General features: G+C 36.4%; 25 protein-coding genes and 3 pseudogenes. 9 read left to right on the plus strand and 19 right to left on the minus strand.

All coding sequences use genetic code 11. The annotated features are described in order from the left end of the window. Nucleotides 1–45: 45 nt before the first annotated feature. The 3 genes from H7F27_RS00345 to H7F27_RS21055 are packed head-to-tail and all read right to left on the minus strand — an operon-like array spanning nucleotide 46 to nucleotide 1534. A complete protein-coding gene (locus tag H7F27_RS00345) occupies nucleotides 46–876 on the minus strand; it encodes a hypothetical protein (protein WP_185848372.1) in 831 nt (276 codons plus the stop codon). 23 nt (nucleotides 877–899) lie between these two features. Continuing rightward, nucleotides 900–1370: an ImmA/IrrE family metallo-endopeptidase gene (locus H7F27_RS00350; protein ID WP_185848373.1), complete on the minus strand. Its 471-nt coding sequence runs from the start codon at nucleotides 1368–1370 to the stop codon at nucleotides 900–902. Next, complete coding sequence (locus tag H7F27_RS21055; RefSeq protein WP_313770542.1) at nucleotides 1367–1534, minus strand: hypothetical protein; 168 nt, start codon at nucleotides 1532–1534, stop codon at nucleotides 1367–1369. Before H7F27_RS21055 ends, H7F27_RS00350 begins: the two co-directional genes overlap by 4 nt. A 269-nt stretch (nucleotides 1535–1803) precedes the next feature. On the opposite strand from H7F27_RS21055, the gene H7F27_RS20730 reads away from it, so the two are divergent. Further along, complete coding sequence (locus H7F27_RS20730; protein WP_260627300.1) at nucleotides 1804–1929, plus strand: hypothetical protein; 126 nt, start codon at nucleotides 1804–1806, stop codon at nucleotides 1927–1929. 200 nt (nucleotides 1930–2129) lie between these two features. Here H7F27_RS20730 and H7F27_RS00360 read toward each other — a convergent pair whose 3' ends face one another. The 5 genes from H7F27_RS00360 to fabF form a co-directional block, all read right to left on the minus strand. Continuing rightward, nucleotides 2130–2696, minus strand: coding sequence for a VanZ family protein (locus tag H7F27_RS00360; protein WP_313770543.1), 567 nt, complete (start codon nucleotides 2694–2696; stop codon nucleotides 2130–2132). Nucleotides 2697–2732: 36 nt separating this feature from the next. Next, nucleotides 2733–3140 carry a hypothetical protein gene (locus H7F27_RS00365; protein ID WP_185848375.1) on the minus strand — a complete coding sequence of 136 codons (408 nt, stop codon included), beginning with the start codon at nucleotides 3138–3140 and terminating at the stop codon, nucleotides 2733–2735. Between the two features lie 775 nt (nucleotides 3141–3915). Continuing rightward, a complete protein-coding gene (locus tag H7F27_RS00370) occupies nucleotides 3916–4482 on the minus strand; it encodes a recombinase zinc ribbon domain-containing protein (protein WP_185848376.1) in 567 nt (188 codons plus the stop codon). A 129-nt stretch (nucleotides 4483–4611) separates the two neighbouring features. Further along, a complete protein-coding gene (locus tag H7F27_RS00375; RefSeq protein ID WP_185848377.1) occupies nucleotides 4612–4836 on the minus strand; it encodes a recombinase family protein in 225 nt (74 codons plus the stop codon). Between the two features lie 205 nt (nucleotides 4837–5041). After that, the gene (gene fabF / locus H7F27_RS00380; protein ID WP_185848378.1) at nucleotides 5042–6274 is read right to left on the minus strand and encodes a beta-ketoacyl-ACP synthase II; all 1233 of its coding nucleotides are present in this window, start codon (nucleotides 6272–6274) and stop codon (nucleotides 5042–5044) included. Nucleotides 6275–6377: 103 nt separating this feature from the next. Here fabF and H7F27_RS00385 point away from each other — a divergent pair, with 103 nt between their 5' ends. Then, nucleotides 6378–7214 (plus strand): helix-turn-helix transcriptional regulator, encoded by an 837-nt coding sequence (locus tag H7F27_RS00385; protein WP_095712554.1) that lies wholly within the window; start codon nucleotides 6378–6380, stop codon nucleotides 7212–7214. Between the two features lie 63 nt (nucleotides 7215–7277). On the opposite strand, the pseudogene H7F27_RS00390 reads toward H7F27_RS00385, so the two are convergent. Next, nucleotides 7278–7385 (minus strand): annotated as a pseudogene (locus tag H7F27_RS00390) (DUF255 domain-containing protein); the annotation flags it as partial. A 55-nt stretch (nucleotides 7386–7440) separates the two neighbouring features. On the opposite strand from H7F27_RS00390, the pseudogene H7F27_RS00395 reads away from it, so the two are divergent. Next, nucleotides 7441–7521 (plus strand): annotated as a pseudogene (locus H7F27_RS00395) (MarR family transcriptional regulator); the annotation flags it as partial. Between the two features lie 272 nt (nucleotides 7522–7793). On the opposite strand, the gene H7F27_RS00400 reads toward H7F27_RS00395, so the two are convergent. From H7F27_RS00400 to H7F27_RS00410, 3 genes are all read right to left on the minus strand, one after another. Beyond that, nucleotides 7794–8669: an AraC family transcriptional regulator gene (locus H7F27_RS00400; protein ID WP_185848379.1), complete on the minus strand. Its 876-nt coding sequence runs from the start codon at nucleotides 8667–8669 to the stop codon at nucleotides 7794–7796. Nucleotides 8670–8764: 95 nt separating this feature from the next. Then, nucleotides 8765–9454 carry a DUF554 domain-containing protein gene (locus H7F27_RS00405; RefSeq protein ID WP_185848380.1) on the minus strand — a complete coding sequence of 230 codons (690 nt, stop codon included), beginning with the start codon at nucleotides 9452–9454 and terminating at the stop codon, nucleotides 8765–8767. A 90-nt stretch (nucleotides 9455–9544) separates the two neighbouring features. Further along, the gene (locus H7F27_RS00410) at nucleotides 9545–10357 is read right to left on the minus strand and encodes a MerR family transcriptional regulator (protein WP_185848381.1); all 813 of its coding nucleotides are present in this window, start codon (nucleotides 10355–10357) and stop codon (nucleotides 9545–9547) included. A 474-nt stretch (nucleotides 10358–10831) separates the two neighbouring features. Between H7F27_RS00410 and H7F27_RS00415 the strand changes: the two genes are divergently transcribed. The 3 genes from H7F27_RS00415 to H7F27_RS00425 all read left to right on the plus strand — a co-directional run bounded on the left by H7F27_RS00415 (nucleotide 10832) and on the right by H7F27_RS00425 (nucleotide 13495). Continuing rightward, the gene (locus tag H7F27_RS00415; protein ID WP_024123547.1) at nucleotides 10832–11407 is read left to right on the plus strand and encodes a TetR/AcrR family transcriptional regulator; all 576 of its coding nucleotides are present in this window, start codon (nucleotides 10832–10834) and stop codon (nucleotides 11405–11407) included. Between the two features lie 58 nt (nucleotides 11408–11465). Next, nucleotides 11466–12215: an SDR family NAD(P)-dependent oxidoreductase gene (locus H7F27_RS00420; protein WP_103672078.1), complete on the plus strand. Its 750-nt coding sequence runs from the start codon at nucleotides 11466–11468 to the stop codon at nucleotides 12213–12215. Nucleotides 12216–12481: 266 nt separating this feature from the next. After that, entirely contained in the window at nucleotides 12482–13495 is a 1014-nt protein-coding gene (locus H7F27_RS00425) for an NADP-dependent oxidoreductase (RefSeq protein ID WP_185848382.1), read from the plus strand. 460 nt (nucleotides 13496–13955) lie between these two features. Here H7F27_RS00425 and H7F27_RS00430 read toward each other — a convergent pair whose 3' ends face one another. After that, nucleotides 13956–14579, minus strand: coding sequence for a flavin reductase family protein (locus H7F27_RS00430; RefSeq protein ID WP_024123544.1), 624 nt, complete (start codon nucleotides 14577–14579; stop codon nucleotides 13956–13958). Between the two features lie 89 nt (nucleotides 14580–14668). On the opposite strand from H7F27_RS00430, the gene H7F27_RS00435 reads away from it, so the two are divergent. Then, nucleotides 14669–15349: an ArsR/SmtB family transcription factor gene (locus H7F27_RS00435; protein WP_024123543.1), complete on the plus strand. Its 681-nt coding sequence runs from the start codon at nucleotides 14669–14671 to the stop codon at nucleotides 15347–15349. Nucleotides 15350–15454: 105 nt separating this feature from the next. Here H7F27_RS00435 and H7F27_RS00440 read toward each other — a convergent pair. Beyond that, a pseudogene (locus tag H7F27_RS00440) lies at nucleotides 15455–15646 on the minus strand (winged helix-turn-helix transcriptional regulator). Nucleotides 15647–15676: 30 nt separating this feature from the next. Here H7F27_RS00440 and H7F27_RS00445 point away from each other — a divergent pair. Then, entirely contained in the window at nucleotides 15677–16339 is a 663-nt protein-coding gene (locus H7F27_RS00445) for an MBL fold metallo-hydrolase (RefSeq protein WP_101859640.1), read from the plus strand. Nucleotides 16340–16460: 121 nt separating this feature from the next. Here H7F27_RS00445 and H7F27_RS00450 read toward each other — a convergent pair whose 3' ends face one another. Then, nucleotides 16461–16838 carry a VOC family protein gene (locus tag H7F27_RS00450; RefSeq protein WP_024123541.1) on the minus strand — a complete coding sequence of 126 codons (378 nt, stop codon included), beginning with the start codon at nucleotides 16836–16838 and terminating at the stop codon, nucleotides 16461–16463. Nucleotides 16839–16920: 82 nt separating this feature from the next. Then, nucleotides 16921–17499 (minus strand): LysE family translocator, encoded by a 579-nt coding sequence (locus H7F27_RS00455; RefSeq protein WP_185848383.1) that lies wholly within the window; start codon nucleotides 17497–17499, stop codon nucleotides 16921–16923. A gap of 121 nt (nucleotides 17500–17620) precedes the next feature. Here H7F27_RS00455 and H7F27_RS00460 point away from each other — a divergent pair, with 121 nt between their 5' ends. Continuing rightward, the gene (locus H7F27_RS00460; RefSeq protein WP_185848384.1) at nucleotides 17621–18535 is read left to right on the plus strand and encodes a LysR family transcriptional regulator; all 915 of its coding nucleotides are present in this window, start codon (nucleotides 17621–17623) and stop codon (nucleotides 18533–18535) included. Between the two features lie 58 nt (nucleotides 18536–18593). On the opposite strand, the gene H7F27_RS00465 is transcribed toward H7F27_RS00460, so the two are convergent. From H7F27_RS00465 to H7F27_RS00475, 3 genes are all read right to left on the minus strand, one after another. Next, nucleotides 18594–19073, minus strand: coding sequence for a DUF2798 domain-containing protein (locus tag H7F27_RS00465; RefSeq protein WP_101859643.1), 480 nt, complete (start codon nucleotides 19071–19073; stop codon nucleotides 18594–18596). Between the two features lie 82 nt (nucleotides 19074–19155). Continuing rightward, complete coding sequence (locus H7F27_RS00470) at nucleotides 19156–19599, minus strand: GNAT family N-acetyltransferase (RefSeq protein WP_101865089.1); 444 nt, start codon at nucleotides 19597–19599, stop codon at nucleotides 19156–19158. Further along, nucleotides 19596–20492, minus strand: coding sequence for a LysR family transcriptional regulator (locus tag H7F27_RS00475; protein ID WP_101859645.1), 897 nt, complete (start codon nucleotides 20490–20492; stop codon nucleotides 19596–19598). The genes H7F27_RS00470 and H7F27_RS00475 overlap by 4 nt, the downstream gene beginning before the upstream one ends. Nucleotides 20493–20656 lie beyond the last annotated feature (164 nt).

Below are 20656 nucleotides of genomic sequence, written 5' to 3' on the forward strand. Positions count from 1 at the left end.
AAAATACATTCGTTAATATAACACTTTTTTTGAATTTTAATTCTTTTAACGTTTGAGCTTATTTATATGATCTGCCCAACTATCCGATATTTCATGCCCCATTGGTTCAAACTGTTTTCCGATATCGCATAACAGTTTATATGTTTCTGACTCTAACTTTTTAAGACGTTTTGTATGAGTACCATTTAATGCATTTTTTTCAGCATATTTTTCGTATTTTTGTTGTAACTGTATAGCGTTTTTGATGTATTTGGTGTTTTTTGTTCCTACTTTATCTAATAGGTCAGCATAGCTTAAAGTCGTGTATGCAAAATTTAACCCTTCCATTTTTAAAAGTAAGTAATACAGTTTAGTAAATAATAAAATGCCTTCGATTTTCTTTTTTATATTCGGTGAGTAAACACCTATTTCTTTACTTATCTTAATGTAGTCTGTTATGAATATGTCACACAATTTTATAGTTTTATCTATCGAGAGAAACTGCTTGCCTAATTTGTTAGTTGATTTGATATCCTGGTATTGCATTATTAACTCTAGATTCGCATATTTGAGGTTATCACCTATTAAAGAAAATGCTTCTAAGAATAATTTTTCGGGATTAAAATAATCATCTTCGTCTGCGAAATCTTCTTCATCCTTATAGTTGAAAATGATATCAGTTTGCTTATCGATTTCTTTGTAAAGATAGTTTGTTACATGATGAATTGTAGGAGAATACAGGTTTTGAAAACTTTCTTTTTTCTGTTTAAGGTCTTCCCTTTTTTGAGAGTAACGATGAGAAAAAACTTGTCCTAAAAAAGCGGCGGTGAGTGTGCCGGCAACTGTAAAAACGGTTCCCCATTGAATACCCCAATCAAGCCCAACAAGCCAATTCATACTGTAGTACCCCATTTCTGATTTTATGAATTTATAATTGTTAATCTGTTTCGGTTTATTGCTATATTTGGTGAAAGAAGATTCATATGTCTTACTTTATGTTCCACAATGGGTACAGGGAGTTGAAAAAAAGAGGCTATTTGATTTAGTGTCCAGTTTTGAAATTGTGACGCTTCATTGGTCAGAACATAATCAGGTAAAAGTAATTTAGTTGCAAAGATGTTCGCCTGATGTTCTAACTTCTCACCTAGAACTAAAGAGCAGTTTTCCATTTTGAATGTGTTTAAGCTTTTATGGAGAAAGTAATGCCCTAGTTCATGAGCAATTATGATTCTGGTGTTTTGGTATTTTTGGTTTACCTGTATTAAATAATGATGATGTTTTTTGCAATATTGAAGAAAGCCTTTGATGCGACCTAAATTACTTTTTAAGATTGAAATGTTGAGATTGTCGCATATTTCGTAGACATCGTTTGTTCCGTGTTCCTGAATCACTCTTTCTTTTTCATTGCGTCAACGTATTTCATTCCATTGATTAATGCTTGTTTGATTAAACGAGCAGTTTCCTCATCAATATCCTCGTCCTTCATAAAAAGGAGAGTTTCTTCATTTTTTAATTCTTCAATAGCTTCATTTAATGTTTCATCCAGCTTGGACATATTCTTTCGTTTACGTCCTAATAGATAATCCGTTGATACATCGTATAAATTACTTAGCTTTGAAAGGGTTATTGTATCAGGGTCTCTGTAATCTCTCTCATAATTAGAGAAATTGTTTCTCGTATCACATAAAATGTATGGAGATATTGAAGAATTTGGTTTTGAAGTGGCAGAGGTAATTCAATAAAAAGGTGATACTACAAGATCATCGAAATATTATAAAGAAGTGATCTTAGCCAAAAACCAAATTCAAAAAGGAGAGATGATTAGTGAAACTCAAATTAATGGCCTTATCAATGATAGTCATACTGGGCTTGAGCGCAGCAGGATTAAATAATGTTGATTTAGCAAACGGTAATAAAGTATTTAATTTAGCTGATAGAGTTGAGACATAATAAAAAAGAGAAGTGAACGGTTATAAAGTTCACTTCTTTTTTTTATGCTCAATCAATTTTGATTTCATCATATCCTTTATTACCTATAGGGTGGTACTTTTTATCTTTATGATAAAAGACTTCAATTCATTGTTAGAGGAGTAGACCATGTGTTTACTCCTCTATTTATGTGTTAATTTTAACTGTGAAGATGGGGTTTCTTAACACGTCGATCTTTGTAATAATAACTTATTAATTAAAGGTTCAAAAATCCTATAAATGACATATCCGATTAGAGCACCAATGGTGTTTGAAATAATATCATCTATATCAGAGAAACGGTTAGGAAAACCGTAAAAGGAGTTTTGAATAAACTGAATAAGCTCTATTGAAAAAGAAAACAGAAATGAAATGCATAATATGCTTTTCCAGTTGAATTTTTTTGAAAAGGTAAGTGGTAATAAAAAACCTAAAGGCATTAACATTATAAAATTACCACAGGCCTGAAACAAAGTAGATTCAAAGCTAGGAGTCCCATATTGAGTAAAAACTTCTTTAAGAGTATTGAAAGGAATAAGATTGATTAAGGGATCTCCCTTAAAAAGGATTCTGCCACTTTCCATAGCCTCTTTTTGAATCAAAATCGGGAATAATGTTAATCTTAGTACGAAAAGAAAGTATATGTATAATGTGATATTGAATATTAATTTCTCAATATTATACTTTTTCCGCAACATAAAAATAAAGTATGGGATATACAAAACTGTAAAAATAACACCCACTAGCATATTAAATCTAAGCAATAATCAGCACCTCATTGTGAATCATTTATTTTTAATTGTACCATCTCCTTTTAATCTAACATGATCTGCACCTTTTTCAAAGATGAGATAATATTTGCCTTTGGCTGATACTTTCCAAGTAGCTGAATTACTAATGCGTTTATTTGCTCCAGCGTACTGATTTTTTGAAGAGTAGTACTTATCGATGGCCCAATCTTTGGATTCTACCAACTGAACAGTATATTTGATTTTACTAGAATAATCTGTATAAGCAGATGTCTTAAGAACGACATTTCCTTTTTTAAGATAGTGGTAATTACCAGTCTTATCACCACTTAGATAGCGTCGGGTTAAATCAAAATCTACAACTCCAGACTTAGCCAATGCGATAGGAGACAAAATACCTAGTGATAATGCTAAGGTGAACACAATTGATATAACTTTTTTCATTATAAGAAAATCCTCCCTTTTTAAATTCATGACTTATTATATGGCGTATAGAAAAAAAAGTAAATATTTTTTATATAATATTCCAAATGACCCTCTATTTGAACTAATTTATATTTTTTGAAAATAACAGTTTCGGAGAGCTATGTGTTTCTCTTTTTTAAGTCTCATAGTATCGCTGTAACCGAAAAAAAAAAACAAAAAGGAGTAGGTATAATGGATTTGTTTAAAAACGGATAAGTAAATGATTATCCTAGCCTTTTTTCCAAATTTTAGTACAATAGAGGTATTCAAAATAAATGGGGAGGCAATCACGTGGTTAGTAAGTTAGAGATAGATTCTTTAGTTGAACGTTTAAAAAGCGATGCTTCAGACCATAAAGGTGAAGATGTACATAGTTGAGGTCTATATGGATACTTAAAACAGCTTTTAGAAGATAATGTTTTAAGTCATCCAGCTGCAATTGGTTCAGCAAAACGAGCAGTTACTGAAGATATTAATTCATTAAGCGATGCTCAGTTAAAAGCATTAGCACTTGATATGTTAAACAATGATCTATATATGGATAAGTGCCCCAATGAATGGTGTGGTGAAGAAATAGCATGGGGCGATATGAGTATTGCGTTATGGGAAGGACAATGTTATCACTGTGTAAATCAGCAAGAAAAAGTTGAACATGAATAGTAATCAGCAAGCCCTTAATTAAGGGCTTGTTTTTATTCAGCCCAATCAATTTTGATTTCACGATATTCTCTATTTCCAATAGGATGGTACCATATTATCTTTTAATAAAAGACATCAATTCATTATTAAGCTGCGACTCATCTAATTCTGACCAATTATCGAGAAAGTGATCTAAGTATTCGATGAAAGATTCCTTGTATTTTATCTTATCTTCTTTTGTTGTTTCCTTTAATTTGGTTAATTCTTTTTGAAGATTATCCAATTCAATTGATCGGATAGTTCTTCTCTCCTTAAAGTCATTGAGACTTATTAAGTCTTCCTCTAATTGAAGTTGGAGCATTTGTAATGCTTTTTCGACTTTTTTAATTTGTTGTTCAATGCTTTGTATTTCAATAGCAGTCTGATCAATGGTTTCATTTTCATCTTTTAGTTTTTCGATTTCTAACTGTATTTGATCCTTTTTCATTTTTATATTGTTAATGATTAATTCCATCATCGTATTATATTGTTTTTCGCCATTGATACATTTTTCGCCAAGTGGGTTTCTTTTTCTACATGATTGAATTAATCTCATGTTATTTCGATTCGAACGTATAGTAACTGAGTGAGTTCTTCCGCATAAACCGCATACAATTAAAGAGGATAATCCTTGTTTTCTCATTTTGGCTCTAGGGTTAAGTAATTTTCGTTTATCTAAAGCTTTGTTTGCTTTGTCCCATGTATCTTCGTCTATAATACAGGGTTTAACAGCGTCTTTAACAACAATCCACTGATCTTGTGGTCTTATTTTTCACTGTGTTTTATTTCTTCCTTTCAACCGATTAGCAACAGTCCATCCTTTGTATATCTCGGATCTAATCATTCTGACAATGCTCTGACCGTGAAAAAACTTCCCATTTTTTGTTCTGTATCCCAATTTATTTAGTTTTACTGCTATATTATCAGCACCTATGCCATCAATAGTCATTTGAAATGCAAGCTTTACAGCTTTTGCTTTTTCTACATCAATTTCCAATTTTCTTTCTAATCGGTTATAAATATATCCGTAGTTGGGTGTGCCATTTGACCAGCGGCCCATTTTTGCAAAATGTTTTTTAATTTAATATACCAGAAGTTAAGACCCGTCATCATTTGTCTGTGAGGTATTCCATAATCAAAATCAAGGGCTATAAACCCTTGATAGATCCATTATTTCACCTTTGAACTATAAAGATGGGTCTTCAATCGTAATGCTTTAACACGATTGCTGAATTATGTCCTCCAAAACCAAAAGAATTTGATAGCCCATATTTCAATGGAATGTGTCTCGCTTCTGATACAACATCTAAGTCGCAATCTGGATCTTGATTCTCTACATTAATAGTTGGAGGAATAATTCCTTGTCTCAAACTTTCCACTAAAGCAATTGCTTCAACTCCGCCAGCAGCACCAAGCATGTGCCCAGTCATTGACTTGTTAGCAGTTGTTGGAAGTTTACATGAATGTTCACCAAATAATTTCTTAATAGCTAGAACTTCAGAACGATCACCTACTTGTGTACTTGTTGCATGAGCACTAATAACATCAATTTCACCTGTTGATATATTTGCACTTCTCAATGCTTTTTTCATGGCTAAGTAGGCACCCTTACCTTCTGGGTGTGATGCTACCATATGATGAGCATCTGAACTAGCTCCGTACCCCACTACTTCACATAATATCGGCGCATCTCTAAGAATAGCGTTTTCTAATGATTCTAATACTAAGATACCTGCGCCTTCACTCATAACAAAGCCATCTCTATCTGTATCGAACGGACGGCTGGCTCGATTTGGATCTTGGTTTCTTGTAGATAGTGCATGGGCGTTTCCAAAACTAGCCAAAGATATCTGTGTGATTGCAGCTTCTGCTCCACCGGCAAATATAATATCTGCTTCATCATTTCGGATAGCATTGAAAGCTTCACCAATAGAGGTGTTCCCGATTGAACAGGCTGTGACTGGTGATAATGATGGTCCTTGTGCTCCTAATTTTATGCTTATTTGGGCCGCAGCTGCATTTGAAATCATCATTGGTACAAGGCTAGGGCTTACTCTCGCGGGACCTCGTTTATTTAATACATTCACATTATCAACAAGCGATTGTATGCCTCCGATTCCTGAACCAACATATACCCCTAAACGTTCAAGATCAACATTATCTAACTGTAATTGTGAATGTTCTAATGCTTGTTCGGCTGCTGCTAAGGCAAACTGACTAAAACGATCTAATCGTTTTGCTTCTTTTCTCCCCAATATTTCACCTGCATCGAAATCACGAACGATTCCGGCTATCTTTGTTTTATAATCAGCAGTATCAAAAGAATCAATGAGAGATATTCCCGAGTGTCCTTTAACTAGTTGATTCCAAAAGCTGTTTACATCATTTCCTAGTGGAGAAATAACTCCCATTCCAGTAATGACAACTCTTTTCATGATCATTCCCTCCTCGTTTTTATTAACTTTAGCTATTGTGTTATCCTATTACAAGTTGTTGTTTATCCTAGTATAATTAATACTATTTTAAAGGGAGATCTTAATGAAACCTGAAACAAGACTTCAAGCTTTATCAGAATTTCTAAAGAACCAACGTTCGAAAATTACTCCCCAAATGGTTGGTTTACCTGTAGGAACCCGCAGAAGAACACCAGGACTAAGAAGAGAAGAAGTGGCTCAACTAGCCGGTGTAAGTCTTACTTGGTATACATGGTTAGAACAAGGCAGAGATATAAAAGTATCTACTTCGGTATTAGATGCTATTTCTCGAGCATTACAATTAAATAACGATGAAAGGAGATATTTGTATGCTCTAGCGTTAGAGGAAGGAGTGAAACAACCCTTTATAAATGAGAAGGAGAAGGAAATCAGTCCGGCTTTAGTAAAAATGTTGCAGGAACTTCGTTATTGCCCAACGATTATATCAGATAGAAGAAGCCAGATTGTTGGGTGGAATCAAGCAGCAGCTAATGTATTTTTGGATTTTGAACAAATCATCCCGGCAGAAAGGAATATAATACGCTTACTATTCGCAAGAAAGGAATTTAAAAGTTTAGCAGTGAATTGGGAGCATTTTGTTAGAGGATATATTGCAATATTTAGAACGTATTATGGACAGTATGTGGCTGATGACTGGTATGAGCAATTTATACAAGAAATGGAACAGGCATATCCCGAGTTTCGTAAAATTTGGAATGAAAATGAGATAAGCTCTGCTCCTGAAGTATTAATTGAGTTTCGTCATGCTAAGGTAGGTAAAATGTTGTTTAATCTTACTTCATTACAGGTGCATGGGGATACTGATTTAAGATGCAGCGTCTATACTCCAGTTGAGGATACTGAAACTGAGCTTAAGTTAAAACGTTTAATTGAAGGCTAGCTATGAGAAATTCACTTCCTAATGTGCATTAAATGACAATGTTCTTTAGAATAGCCAAGGTTAGCTATACCCAATAGATACGAGAACCGGCTTATTTTCACGTTTTGCTTTTTCGAAGGCTTCTTCTCCCCACGGGTACCAGTCTACTGGGTGGTGGGCGTGTTGAAGCAAATACGGTGATTACTCAGCGATTAATCTATTGGGTTTATTGTTATTTGGCATGGGATCACCTTCTCTCTACAGAGTCAGGAAAAATGTAGAACGTGATTGGGAATATGTGAAGAAGGGAAACAAAAGGGACTACTAAAGTACAAATTTCAACTTTAAAAATTTTAAAGTGCATTATATGGTAGGCCAAATACAACTCCTGAATGATATAAAGATTATGTTCTCTTAATTTGCCGAATGAAAAGCAGATTTTGCATTATAAAAAAACATACCAAATAAAGAATATTGGTATGTTTTTATTTTCTGTATATATCATTTGAAAAATCCTTATAGTTACTCATCATGTGTGCGATTACTTTAATTGTTTGCTTTCATAAAGAACCTTCAATTCCTCTTCATTGATCGTAAAACTTATTCTTTTTTTAAGATCGGTATCCAAATTTCACTTTTAAAAGAAGGGGATGTTATATCTTTATGCTCGTTCCACAGTATTTCTGGACCTTCTATTTGTTCATAATTTGACGATGGAAACCATTCAGAATAAATGCGTCCCCATACTTCTTGCAGTGTATCCGGAAATGGTCCGATTGCTTCGAATACAGCCCATGTTGAGGCAGGAACTTCAAGCTGTGAGAGGTTATTTGGACACTGTTTCGTTGTGGCTGCGCCAATATAGTGATCAAGCTCTCCTTTCTCCTCTGTCCGGCCTTCAGAAAAGTTCGTGGAAGCACTAATGAGTCCCACAGGCGCTACATTAGAAAGCTTTTTAAGTGTATTTATTGCTTCTTCATCTAAACTTTCCCACATGGATGCAATTTCCGGATTAACCCCTTTGAAAATAAGAGGAACTCTTTTTTTAATGCCAACGATGCGAAATGCTTCTTTTTCTTCAATGCGATAGTTCATTTCACTTCCTCCTTTGATTGATAACTGGAAGGTCATACGTGGATAAGCTTTAAGTGAATGGCCATTACGTCTGGCTTTTGATGGTTTTATGCCATGCAAATTTTGGAATGCCCGTGCAAAAGAATCTGGTGAGTTATATCCGTACTTTATTGCAATGTCAATAACTTTTACATTGCTGTCTTTAAGCTCAAAAGCTGCAAGAGTAAGACGTCTGCGACGAATATATTCGGATAATGAAATACCAGAAAGGAAGGAAAACATCCTTTTAAAATGATATTCAGAGCAGAATGCAAGCTTTGCTACTTCTTTAACATCAATATCATTATTGAGGTTTTCTTCAATATACTTTAATGCTTTATTCATACTTTTAAGCAAATCCATTTATTTGACCTCCTTTAACAAAAGAATAACAGGGGTGAAATGTTTCTACCCGACATTCCGTGCACAGTTTTGCAGGTTAATTGTAGATTAAGGATTTAAAATGGTAATCCAAATACATGAATAATTAAAATGACAATAGGCGGAATCAACAGTGATGGCAGGAGGTTCAAAGTTTTAAATTTTTTAATTCTCAGAATACTTAACCCTGAACTAAGGATTAATACACCGCCGACAATTGTTATTTCATTGATAAGGTCTGTATTTAATGCACTTTCCATTAATTTTGCAAATAAATATATTGAGCCTTGCCAGGTAAATAATACAACCGCAGATGCTGCTATTCCAAAACCAAATGTGGAAGCGAGAACAATGGAAGTGATCCCATCTAATATACCGTTTGTTAGAAGATAAGTATAATCTTCATGCAGAGCAGCGTTAACAGGGCCTAATATTGACAACGAGCCTATACAATATAATAAGATTGCAGTTGATAAACCTTCGGCTAAATTGCTTTTAGAAAACTTGTTGACTAAATTGTTAAATCTTAATTCTAGATTTATGCTCTGACCAATCAATCCCCCAATAGCTAAACTGACAATAAAAAGAATTGGGTATTTACTAGAAGGCAAATGCTGTGTAAAGGCGTTGATCCCTAATCCAACTGCGGCGAATCCCATTGCCTGCATAAGTATTTCTTGGTACTCATCTTTCATACCTTTTTTGAATATACCTCCAATTAAGCTTCCTGCAATGATCATAACTGTGTTAAAAATTGTTCCAAACATAGGCTATCTCCTCCAATAATAGTTCCTTTCAAAAAAATAAACCCTCAAGTTACTTGAGGGTCAAGTGTATGTAACAGCCATTAATTAAATTTATTTGATTGGCAAAAGTATTTCAGTCACATAATTGTCTGGATTATTAGTTACCCCATAATCAATCAGTGTTATTTCGATTGAGTCGCCAGCCAATTCATAATGATGCTTTTTCATATATGTAAGTAACATTTCGTAGTATTGTGCTGCTTCTGAATGTGACCCTTTAAATCTAATTTGCAGATATTCTCTTGAGGGGAAAGTGATTTCAGGCGAAGTTATTTCATCGTCATCTTCCAGCACCATAAATATACTGGAATATCGGTCAAACTGATTTGATTTTATATTTGTTGCTGAAATGGATAATCCTACTTTTCCTAAAAATAGATCTTTGTGGACTTTAAACTTAGTTCTCAATTCTGTTACCGGATACTCAATATCTTGACCAAGAATAAATTCATGTTGTAAATACGCCACACGCAGTTCAGGAAGTTTGATTTTTGAAATTTCTTCTAGCGGCATATTAACTGCGTCTTCCATTTGTTTAATGCGGCGAGAGATCTTTCTCTCAATGCGTGCCAATTCCCTCTTTTTTCGGTCGATTTCAGTTTGCTGGTCTTTCAGCAAGTGAATCAGAGTATCTACCTCAAGAGAATCATAAAAATCAAGTAGTTTATTTATTGGCAAACCTAATGTTCTCAGGTACTTGATTGTACTCAATCTTTCAAATTGTTGTGTAGAATAATATCTGTAGTTATTATGTTCGTCTGTAAATTCTGGTTTTAAGAGACCAATTTCATCATAATACCTAAGAGTAGGTATGTTTACATTGAATAACTTAGATACTTCTCCAATAGAGAAAAATTCCTTCATCCTAACAACCTCTCTGTTATTAAAGCGTGTTTAGTGACTGTTTATGTAAATCCACATTATATATGATGCAGTAACCCTAAAGGTAAAGTTTTCCCTATATAGACGGCCATAATCAAGATTGAGTTGATAAATATTATATCTATTCTTTATTTGATTTGAGTAGAAATAAGAAGGAGTGATATTCGTTACAATTCAGGTAATAGCACACCTAGACAATTTTAAAGTTTTTGCCCTTGGTCTTAAAAAATATATAAAACACAGGATGAGTTCTAAATTCTTTACCGATCGTTCTTAAATTTGATATACTTAACACATGTTAGGTCTAACTGTTTTCTTCTCAAATGAGAATGATCGTTCTTTAATTATTTAAGAATAGGGAGAGATGAATGATATAAAGTTATTTTGCCCTAGTGCATCAATGATTCTCAGTACTTTATCAGTGTTAATAGATGATACGTTATAAGGTGGGATTACATGGCTAGAAATAAAGAATTTGATGAAAAATTAGCATTAATAAAAGCGATGGAGCTTTTCTGGGAACAGGGTTATGAAAAAACATCCATGCAAGATTTGGTGGACCATATGGGGGTTCACCGCAGAAGTATCTATGATACTTTTGGTGACAAACATACTTTATTTATGAGAGCTTTAAGTCACTTTGTAGAAGTAATGGAAATGAGAATGAAGAATGAGGTGAAAGCTGATTTAACGGTTAAGCAGACTATAAGAAAAATATTTGAAATGGTTATTGATCCAGAAGAAAATCTGCCAAAAGGATGTTTAGCTGTTAATACAGCAGTTGAATTATCCCTGCTAGATGAAGAAGTAGCTAAGAAAATTAAAGAGATTTTTATAAATACGGAAGCCTTATTATTTGATCTGCTAAAACATGGTCAAGAAAAAGGAGAAATTCCTAAACACTATAACATCAAAGGGCTTTCTCAATTTATTCATAATTCACTCGTAGGGGTACGAGTATTAGCAAAAACGACAAATGATAAGGAAAAATTTGAAGCCATTATCGATTTGACTTTGTCAACGCTAGACTGAGATATATTTTGTGATATGGAGAATTAATAAAAAAATATGTTTTTGAGGAGAGAATCATATGAAGTACACAGTTATTACAGGAGCAAGCTCAGGCATAGGATATGAGACAGCATTAGCGTTTGCTGCTCGCGGCAAAAACTTAATTATTGTAGCTAGAAGATTAGATAAATTAGAAGAGCTTAAATCAACAATTCACAATATTAATTCTGATTTGGATGTTATTATTCGTACAAGTGACTTATCTGTCACAGATCAGGCATATACACTGTATGACAATTTAAAGGAATATCAAATTGAGACTTGGATTAATAATGCCGGGCTTGGTGAATCCTCTTCTGTCACAGATCAGAATTTAGAGAAAGTGGAAACCATGTTGCGTGTCAACGTAGAATCCTTAACGATTCTTTCTACACTATTTGTACGTGATTATTCTGATGTAGAAGGAACTCAGTTAATTAACGTATCATCGGCACTCGGGTATGCAATTGCTGTTGGCAGTATTACGTATTCTGCATCTAAATACTTTGTTAGTGCATTTACAGAAGGGCTTGCAAAAGAACTGGAACGCAAAGGTGCGAAAATGAAGGTGAAAGTTTTAGCACCAGCAATCACGGAAACAGAATTCATGAAAAATGCATCTGATACGATAGAATTTGATTACAAAACAAATATCCCGATGTACCACACAGTTGAGCAAGTGGCGAGTTTTATGATGGAGCTTTATGATCGTAATCAAGCAGTAGGTATTGTAGACGAAAACTATGAATTTAAATTAAGAGATCAAATCTATCCGATTCTAGAAATGTAATATTTAACCTATATAACGATACTCTATATCACTGCCACTTGGAGGATGAGAAACATTTGTTTACAGAAGCGGTTTTAAAAAATTTAATCATTTGAGAATGATCGTTCTAAAAATGACTAATGTTAATGAATAAATAGGAAATGTAGTGAACTCTTTATGGTTTAGGTGGCGGGTTAAAATAGGAATAAGATTCCCCTCCGCCTAAACGATTATACAAAAAGGCAAAGACCCAATATATGTAATATGATAGAGGATGCTGATAAAAAATGAAAACACTCATGAAAGCAGCTCAGATCACCAAGTACTCAAAAAATATCTATGCCCAAATCAATGACATTCCAATTCCAGAAACCGGTGAAAATGAAGTTTTGGTAAAGGTCAAAGCTGCGGCGGTCAATCCACTCGAAATGTTAATTATTACAGGCAGCGTGAAACTGATTCAAGATTATGAATTCCCATTAACGCTTGGTAATGAATTGACAGGAGTTATCGAAAAAGTCGGAAAAAACGTGACAGAATTTCACGTAGGAGATGCCATCTATACACGTCTCCCGCTCGAAAAAATTGGTGCTTTTGCGGAATATGCCGCAATTGACGCTGCTGCAATTGCACCCATGCCAAAAAATTTGTCTTACGTGGAAGCCGCTGCTGCACCACTGGCTGGACTCACAGCGTATCAAGGTCTGCATGAAGAACTTGAGGCACAGTCAGGTAAATCTGTTTTCATTCCAGGTGGATCAGGCAGCTTTGGCCAAATGGCTGTACCAATCGCAAAGGCAATGGGCCTAAATGTCATTGTAAGTGGCAGCTCAGAAGCGCGCGAACGCACTTTGGAAATGGGTGCAGACCAATATTTGGATTATACAATAGAAAACTATGTTGACTTGTTGTCGAATGTGGATTACGTGATGGATACACTGGGACCTAAAGAATTTGACAGTGAATTGAGTATTATCAAACCGGGCGGAAGATTGCTCTCTCTCCGTACAGGCCCAAATAAACGTTTCGGAAAAGACCAAAATTTCCCGTTGTGGAAACAAATGCTATTTTCCCTTGCTGGTGCAAAGTTTGACCGCAAAGCCAAGAAACAAAACGTAGAATACCATTTTATCTTCGTTCGTTCTGACGGCGTACAACTTAAAGAGATTACCAAAATCATTGAAGAAAACAACATTGTTCCAGCAATTCATCCAACACGATTTACCATAGACAATGTAAACGAAGCGCTAAAACTAGTCGCAAATGGACGACCAAAAGGGAAAGTGATTATTCAATTTTAAGGGGAATATGAAGAAAGCAGTCAAAAAGTTGAGATCATTTATGTAAAGGATTTTGAAACAAACCGCGAGTTCTGCCGATTAAGAAATGGAAAAGATAAAAAGCCAGGTCAGATCATAGAAAAACTTCAGCAAGCCGGAGTCTTGTCTCAGTAATGGTAAGACATGGAGAACTAGCCATTTCAATTGTTTCTTATAAAAAATGTTGGAATGAAATTGAGACAGGTGCTTACTTTAACAGACATATCACCAATGACACGTTATTGCCCATAAAAAAAGAAGCGACAACTAAGGCAGCTTCTTTTTTTATTTCTTCAAAACTTAACAACTTTAAACTCTGTTAGTAGCCGATATCTTGTGAAGCATTTATAGGCTTTATTTTAAAAAACATTTAGTTCTGAAAAATTTGAGGTATATCGCAGCACATCAACCAAAAACTCTTCAAAATGCAGGACAAAATGAGTCATGTTTCCGAACGAAAGGTTTTTCCTATTTCTTTTCCTAAACCAAAATAGTGTCTGAAATTATAAATAAGCGGACTCCATTTTAAAGGGTCAATGTGGTTGTCGTTCAATATGATCTTTTCCTCGGCATGAAAATGTAAAGCTTGTGTTTCCACAATCGCAAATGATGGTTCGTAATCTGGTATCCGAATATGTTTCACTTCTGCTTCTATTTGGATAGGGCATTCTTTAATCCTTGTTGGTGCTACTGTCATTGATGGTAAAGGTGTTAACCCTGCCGCTTCGTATTTCTCTTTTTTGTAAGTAAACCCGAGCTGTTTCTTCAAAGGCGGGATATTCTTTTTTCCGCTAAAAGACGAAATTCTTTCAACGTTTTTCCATAAATCGGGGCTGGGCAAGTTAATGACACATTCTTTGTGTCTCTTTATATTTTCAATAGCTTTTCCTCCTAGTCCTACTCCCAGAACAATATAGTTTCCAAGCGCCCAAGAGGAAGACATCGGACTAATATTGGTGGTTCCATCTTCATTCAAAGTGGAAAGAAGGAATGTTGACGTGCCATAGTACATAATGTTTGGTTTGATTTCTTTAAAATGAAGGGTGTCTTGTTTTTCACTGTTCAACGCTTAATGCCTCCTAATCATTATTTATTCATATTGTAAAGGTTTAACATTTCAACTATCATCGAAATATGAATGTAAGGAGGAGAATGATGAATCCTAATATTGCAAAGGTTGCTTCGTTACTATCTGACCCCACGCGTTCTTCTATTCTTTTGACCCTTATGGATGGAAGAATACACCCTGCTGGAGAGCTTGCATATTTCGCTAAAATCAAGCCTCAAACTGCGAGCTTTCACCTGCAAAAATTACTTGAAGCACAGCTCATCAGTGTAGAGAAGCATGGAAGACATCGGTATTATAAATTGGCTAGCGCCGATGCTGCAAAAGTGATAGAACAATTGCTCAGTATTTCGCCTGATTCAAAAGTGAAGTCTTTCAATGATTCAAAAGAAAAAAGTGATTTACACTTTGCCCGTACCTGTTATGATCATCTGGCTGGTTATATCGGCGTGCAAGTGACACATTCATTAGTCGAGCAGGGCTTCTTACGAAAAACGGATTTACACTTTGAGGTCACTTCAGAAGGCTCTTTGTTTTTAAAGGATTTTGGAGTCGACGAAGAAAAACAAAGAAATAAGAGGAGAGCTTTTGCGCTTTGCTGTTTAGATTGGAGCGAGCGGCAGCATCATTTAGCAGGCGCTTTGGGACATGCATTATTAGACAGGATGCTAGAACTGCAATGGATTGTGCGTATGCCTAAAACTAGAGCTATTAAGGTTACACAAAGCGGAAAAGCTGCATTTGAGAAATACTTTAAATTGAGTATCTAAGATTTTGAATGGAAAACATACTTCCTCCATCAAAAGTGGAGAAAGCAGATGGGTGCCATATTCATATGAGTAGCGGAACGCAAAGTGATAAAGTGGCTTATCTCCTTATGTTTCGAGACGTAAAGCCTGTGATGTCTTCACCACACCATCTGTTTTCCGTTCCCTTAGCTGCAACGTCAGCATCCTTTGTGTGATACCCGGTATTGATCTTTTCAGTTCATTAAACCTGACCGGTTGATGAGACAGGGTATCGATGATGATTCCTTTCCATTTTCAGCCAACAATGTGTAAAGCCATTTACAAAAATATTCAAAGGAAGTGGTTTGCTTGAACTTAATACAAATATCAGAACATGTCTATCAGTGTGAATTTGAACTCGATATACCGATTCATATCCCAGTTCATATTTGGTTTATTAAAGATGGTGATGATGTTTATATCATTGATACAGGAATAGAACGTTTCGCAGATGCTCAAATAAAGGCAGCGTTAGCAATTGGTCATCCCAAAGCCATTCTGCTTACCCATGGCCATAGTGATCATATTCAAGGTGCAGCAAAATGGTTAGAGAAGTTTGACATTCCTATTTATGCCCATCAAAAAGAACTGATTTATATAAATGGAGAAGCGCCTTATCCGAACAAAAATGACGTCGAAAACACAAGGGTAGCACATACTGTCCGGCCGCTGACGGAGCATACACTTACTCATTTGCCGATACAATACTATGTAACACCCGGACATTCTCCGGGGCATGTTATCTACCATCATGAAATTGATAACATTTTATTATCGGGAGACCTTTTTATTACAAGTAAGGAGGAGCTGCACCCGCCTATCAGAAAATTCAGCGTCGATATGAATGAGAATATAGATAGCGGCGCAATCATAGATGAAATCAAACCAACTCTTATCTGCTCTTCGCATGGACAAAGCATTCTTTATAACGAAGAACTGTATAAAAGGTATGTTTTAAAATATAGAGATTAAAGAAAGTTTGTAACAGTAAATATGAATTGGTTGGGGAGAAGAGTGAGACTATTTTGAGTATCGTTTTTAGAAGGAATAAGTCCCTCAAAACATACCAAACACTCGGTATGTTTTGGGAGATTTAAAGATACTCTGATATTTCGACGAGGTTCTGATCGGGATCTCGAATATAAACAGAGATAATCGGGCCAAGGGCGCCGGTTCTTTTTACAGGTCCTTGCTCTATATTGACATTCATTTTCGTGAGATGTTCTACTACTTTATTGATAGGTTCATCAGTGATAAAACACAAATCCGCAGATCCCGGTAATGGGTGCTGTGCCTTAGGTTCGAATTCATGACCGGCCTCATGCAAGTTTATTTTTTGATTGCCAAAACGCAATGCTTTTCTGCCTGAACCAAACGTTTCTTCCTGCATTCCCAAAACAGAGGTGTAGAAGCGGATTGTCTCCTGAAGGCTTTTTACCGTTAACACCAAATGATCAAGTCGTTTTATCATTCACGATCCCTCCTGCAAAGTATACATTTCACTAAATCTATTATTAATCCTGCATAGCTGCTTTCGTATCAGATGAGATTAACTAAAGAAAGATACTTACCGCAGAATAAATGAGCAGCAAGCACATGATGACTCGAAATGCCTTATCGTGTTTTTCAAAAAGCTTTTTAAAAACAGAGCCGAACCCTGACCATAGCAGCAGGGCGAACCAGCCCAGAAAAATGGCCAATGAGAGATAAAAAATAATTGATGTCATTGAATGCTGAAACGGCAGTATAAAAGCACTCATCAATGTTAAGAAGAACAAAACGCTTTTGATATTGATGATCTGGAAGATGAAACCGGATAAAAAAGAAGAGTGCGTATCTCCGGAATCCTTCTTTGAGCCTTTGGCGAAACCGATCTGCCAGGCCAAATAGAGCAAATAGACTGCACCAGCTATTTTGAAGTAGGGCTCAACAAAAGGAATCCAATTGTATACACCTATTGTGAATATACCGCTGAGAATCCCCAGTGCTGCAAAGCCCGATAAGATGCCGCTATTAAAACGCCACGAACCGATAAAGCCAAACCTTCGCGCTTCATTCATCATTAAGATGTTACTTGGGCCGGGCGTAATGGATGTCAAAATCACATACGAAAGAAAAGCTATAATACTCATTGAATCACCTTCATTTACTAATGTCATATTGGGCAGTTTTTATTGTATGATAGTCATATCTATAAATAAAATTGAAATATAAAAAAGCATTATCATTTTTTTCGATAGAAGGAGAAATCGTATGGAGATCAGACATCTTGTCACGTTCCAGGCCATTGTAGAAATGGGAAGTTACACGGGAGCTGCTGCTAAGCTGGGTTATACGCAATCCACGATCACCACTCATATCCAAGCGCTTGAGCAGGAGATCGGCGGCGCTTTATTTTCGTATGAAAAAAGAAATCTAAAGCTGACTCATTTAGGCAGAGAATTAATCCCTTTGGCAGAAGATTTACTTTCTGCCCACGACCAGATCAAGAATATGAAGAGTGTTCATGAAATCAACGGAGTATTAAAGGTAGCCGCACCTGAGTCTTTAACGATTTCTAGACTAGGGCCAATCATAAGGGAATTTTCACTGAAATATCCTCATGTGAAGATTATATTAAGCAATGGGACATGCGGGGAAAACCAGGTAGATTTATTGAGCGGACGGGTGGATATTGCTTTTATGGTCTATCCAGCAATTAGCCCGGACAAATGCATTCATTATACTTTAACTGAGGAGAGGATTGTCCTTGTGGGCAGTCATGACGGACCGGATCATTTTGATGATTATAAACAAGATATCAGCGGCCATTTTTTTATCACAAATGAAGAAGGCTGCAGCTATCGATCAATGTTTGAAAGGTATCTTGTTAAGCATGACATCTGCAACGTTCAAACAATGGAGCTGTGGAGTATCGAAGCGATCAAACAAACGGTCATGAGCGGGCTTGGCTTTTCTGTTTTACCTTATGTGACAGTGAAAGAAGAGGTGGAAAGCGGTAAGCTGAAAATCCTTGGTCATTCTGAAGCATTCGATCCGCTGTATTCCCATATGCTGATCAAAAAGAAAAAATGGCCATTGCCGGCAGCAAAGGCTTTTGCTGAACTTGTTTTACATCCGTTTCGTGAATCTGAACAGGAGTCTCTCGTTGGTATGTCCGGTGAATAGACAGGATGTTGGAAAAGGAGGAGTTGGTACGCTCACTCCTTTTCATATTAGTCATCCATCAAACTGCGGCTGAAACCTTGGGTTTTACAAACTTTACGAAAATGCCCCGGACTAAAGGGCCCATTATTAATAATTGCAATGGGTAGGCTAAAATAAAGTTTTTCAGAACGATCATAAGGTAAGCGCTGAATAGGCTGTTCTCGTTAAGTCCATTCGACAAAGCTGCCGTGATTAATCCGAAAACAGACATGCAAAGTACCATACCAACCACCATACAAGTCGACATGGCAAGGACCATATATAATTTCTTAGACTTGTCGAACGGCATTTTGAATGTCATTTTTCTTGCGAGCGGACCGACTAAAAGTAAATCTAACAGTAACGCTACAATAAATCCAATGATCATCTCAAAAGCTGTAACCCATGAAAAATCACGAATGGCTCCGTTGATCACTGCATTGTAAATCGACATGACGCAGACCATCCCAAAGCACATCATCACGCCAAAGATAAGGCCTTCTTTTTTATTTGCTGGCATACAATCAATCCTTCTCTCAATAATCGGTGATTAGTATACCAATGAATCACACATGCTCATAAGTGACAAATTTGTGAACAATTTATTGGCTGGAATCGTCTTCTTTTGTCATCAGCACATGCGGAATGCCATCCAATATAAATTCCTCTGATGCTGTCTGATAGCCGAGCTTTTCATAAAAGCCTGCTGCCTGTGTCTGACCGTGCAGTTTACATGTATAAATGCTTTTTTCTTTCACAATGCGTTCTAACTCATCGACAATCACTTTCCCCAACCCGAATTTGCGATAGGGCTTCAGAATACAGATTCTTTCCAGTTTGCCCGCGTGATCAACGATACGCACACGCGCTGTGCCGACCGGCTGTTGTTCATGGTAAACCAGAATGTGCTGGCAATCCCCATGGAGTGTATCGAACTCATCGAACTCGTCGGAAACTGGACAGCCTTGTTCCTCAACAAATACTGTCTTTCTGATGTCAAACGCTGTATGTAAATCATGTTCTGTCGTTATTCTCTTCACATTCATGATTGATCCTCCTCTTTATCAGAAAAATGGCTGATGACATACTGTTTAAAGGTCTCTGCCACCGGGGATAAAAATCTGCCTTCTATCCAGGCGATTCCTATGACGCGCTGACATTCCGGCCAGCTGACACGAATTTTTGTGATTTTGCTTTGGTCTAACCCTTTAAGATCGGGCAGAATGGATATGCCAAGACCGGCTGCCACAAAACCTGCCGCAGTGGCTGCTTCTTCACCCTCAAACATAATGTTCGGTTGAATGTCCGCTTTCTCAAACAATTCATCAACCGTCATGCGAAGCGCATATCCTTTTTTCAATAAAATGAAACGCTCATCGGCGACTTCGGTCAGTGCAATGCTTTCTCGATGAGATAACGGATGGTTGTTTGGCACAAATACAAACAGTTCTTCGCTCCATAATTGTATCCAGCGGATCAGCTTTTCAGGCTTGATGGAGGCAAGGAGACAGAGATCCAGATCTCCGGATTTTAATCGTTCAAGCAGCCAATATGAATGGTTTTGCTTCAGCTGGAAGGTAATGTCGGGATATTTCTGCTGAAAGCTGCCGATTAAATCGGGAACCAGCGTTGTTCCTAATGTATGTAAAAAACCGAGAGACACTTCGCCTTGGTCAGGCTGTAACAAAGCTTGGATTTCTTCTTTCCCTTCGGTATATTCCTTCATCATGGCATGAACGCGTCTTAAAAATATTTCTCCGTATTTGTTTAGTTTAATCGAACGTCCTTGCCTGTCGAATAGCGGGACGCCTAAATGGTGTTCGAGTCTGGCGATTGAGCGTGAAAGCGCAGGCTGTGTGATCGACAGACTTTGTGCCGCCTTCGTGACGTGCTCCATGCGGGCCAGTGTTTGAAAATATTCAAATTGTTCCCATTCCAAATCGTCAACACCTCCTACATTACATTTAAGCATGAATTGGATATTTATTATGCATTATACAACATATATCAACGGTGCTAAGATAAATGTATAAACAGACTCGAGGATGTTTGAAATCGCAAGAAATAAAGGATGGGTGTTTATGGAGTGCAGTCTTCAACAAA

The sequence above is a fragment of the Bacillus sp. PAMC26543 genome (assembly GCF_014250375.1).
In the GTDB taxonomy this organism is placed as follows: Bacteria; Bacillota; Bacilli; order Bacillales; family Bacillaceae; genus Bacillus; species Bacillus halotolerans.

Bases quoted from the DNA above. Each gene is read 5' to 3' on its own strand.
- H7F27_RS00345 (WP_185848372.1), bottom strand. From the start codon at position 876: ATGAATTGGCTTGTTGGGCTTGATTGGGGTATTCAATGGGGAACCGTT.
- H7F27_RS21055 (WP_313770542.1), bottom strand. From the start codon at position 1,534: ATGTCCAAGCTGGATGAAACATTAAATGAAGCTATTGAAGAATTAAAA.
- H7F27_RS00360 (WP_313770543.1), bottom strand. From the start codon at position 2,696: ATGCTAGTGGGTGTTATTTTTACAGTTTTGTATATCCCATACTTTATT.
- H7F27_RS00365 (WP_185848375.1), bottom strand. From the start codon at position 3,140: ATGAAAAAAGTTATATCAATTGTGTTCACCTTAGCATTATCACTAGGT.
- H7F27_RS00370 (WP_185848376.1), bottom strand. From the start codon at position 4,482: ATGAGAAAACAAGGATTATCCTCTTTAATTGTATGCGGTTTATGCGGA.
- fabF (WP_185848378.1), bottom strand. From the start codon at position 6,274: ATGAAAAGAGTTGTCATTACTGGAATGGGAGTTATTTCTCCACTAGGA.
- H7F27_RS00385 (WP_095712554.1), top strand. From the start codon at position 6,378: ATGAAACCTGAAACAAGACTTCAAGCTTTATCAGAATTTCTAAAGAAC.
- H7F27_RS00400 (WP_185848379.1), bottom strand. From the start codon at position 8,669: ATGGATTTGCTTAAAAGTATGAATAAAGCATTAAAGTATATTGAAGAA.
- H7F27_RS00405 (WP_185848380.1), bottom strand. From the start codon at position 9,454: ATGTTTGGAACAATTTTTAACACAGTTATGATCATTGCAGGAAGCTTA.
- H7F27_RS00410 (WP_185848381.1), bottom strand. From the start codon at position 10,357: ATGAAGGAATTTTTCTCTATTGGAGAAGTATCTAAGTTATTCAATGTA.
- H7F27_RS00415 (WP_024123547.1), top strand. From the start codon at position 10,832: ATGGCTAGAAATAAAGAATTTGATGAAAAATTAGCATTAATAAAAGCG.
- H7F27_RS00420 (WP_103672078.1), top strand. From the start codon at position 11,466: ATGAAGTACACAGTTATTACAGGAGCAAGCTCAGGCATAGGATATGAG.
- H7F27_RS00425 (WP_185848382.1), top strand. From the start codon at position 12,482: ATGAAAACACTCATGAAAGCAGCTCAGATCACCAAGTACTCAAAAAAT.
- H7F27_RS00435 (WP_024123543.1), top strand. From the start codon at position 14,669: ATGAATCCTAATATTGCAAAGGTTGCTTCGTTACTATCTGACCCCACG.
- H7F27_RS00450 (WP_024123541.1), bottom strand. From the start codon at position 16,838: ATGATAAAACGACTTGATCATTTGGTGTTAACGGTAAAAAGCCTTCAG.
- H7F27_RS00455 (WP_185848383.1), bottom strand. From the start codon at position 17,499: ATGAGTATTATAGCTTTTCTTTCGTATGTGATTTTGACATCCATTACG.
- H7F27_RS00460 (WP_185848384.1), top strand. From the start codon at position 17,621: ATGGAGATCAGACATCTTGTCACGTTCCAGGCCATTGTAGAAATGGGA.
- H7F27_RS00465 (WP_101859643.1), bottom strand. From the start codon at position 19,073: ATGCCAGCAAATAAAAAAGAAGGCCTTATCTTTGGCGTGATGATGTGC.
- H7F27_RS00470 (WP_101865089.1), bottom strand. From the start codon at position 19,599: ATGAATGTGAAGAGAATAACGACAGAACATGATTTACATACAGCGTTT.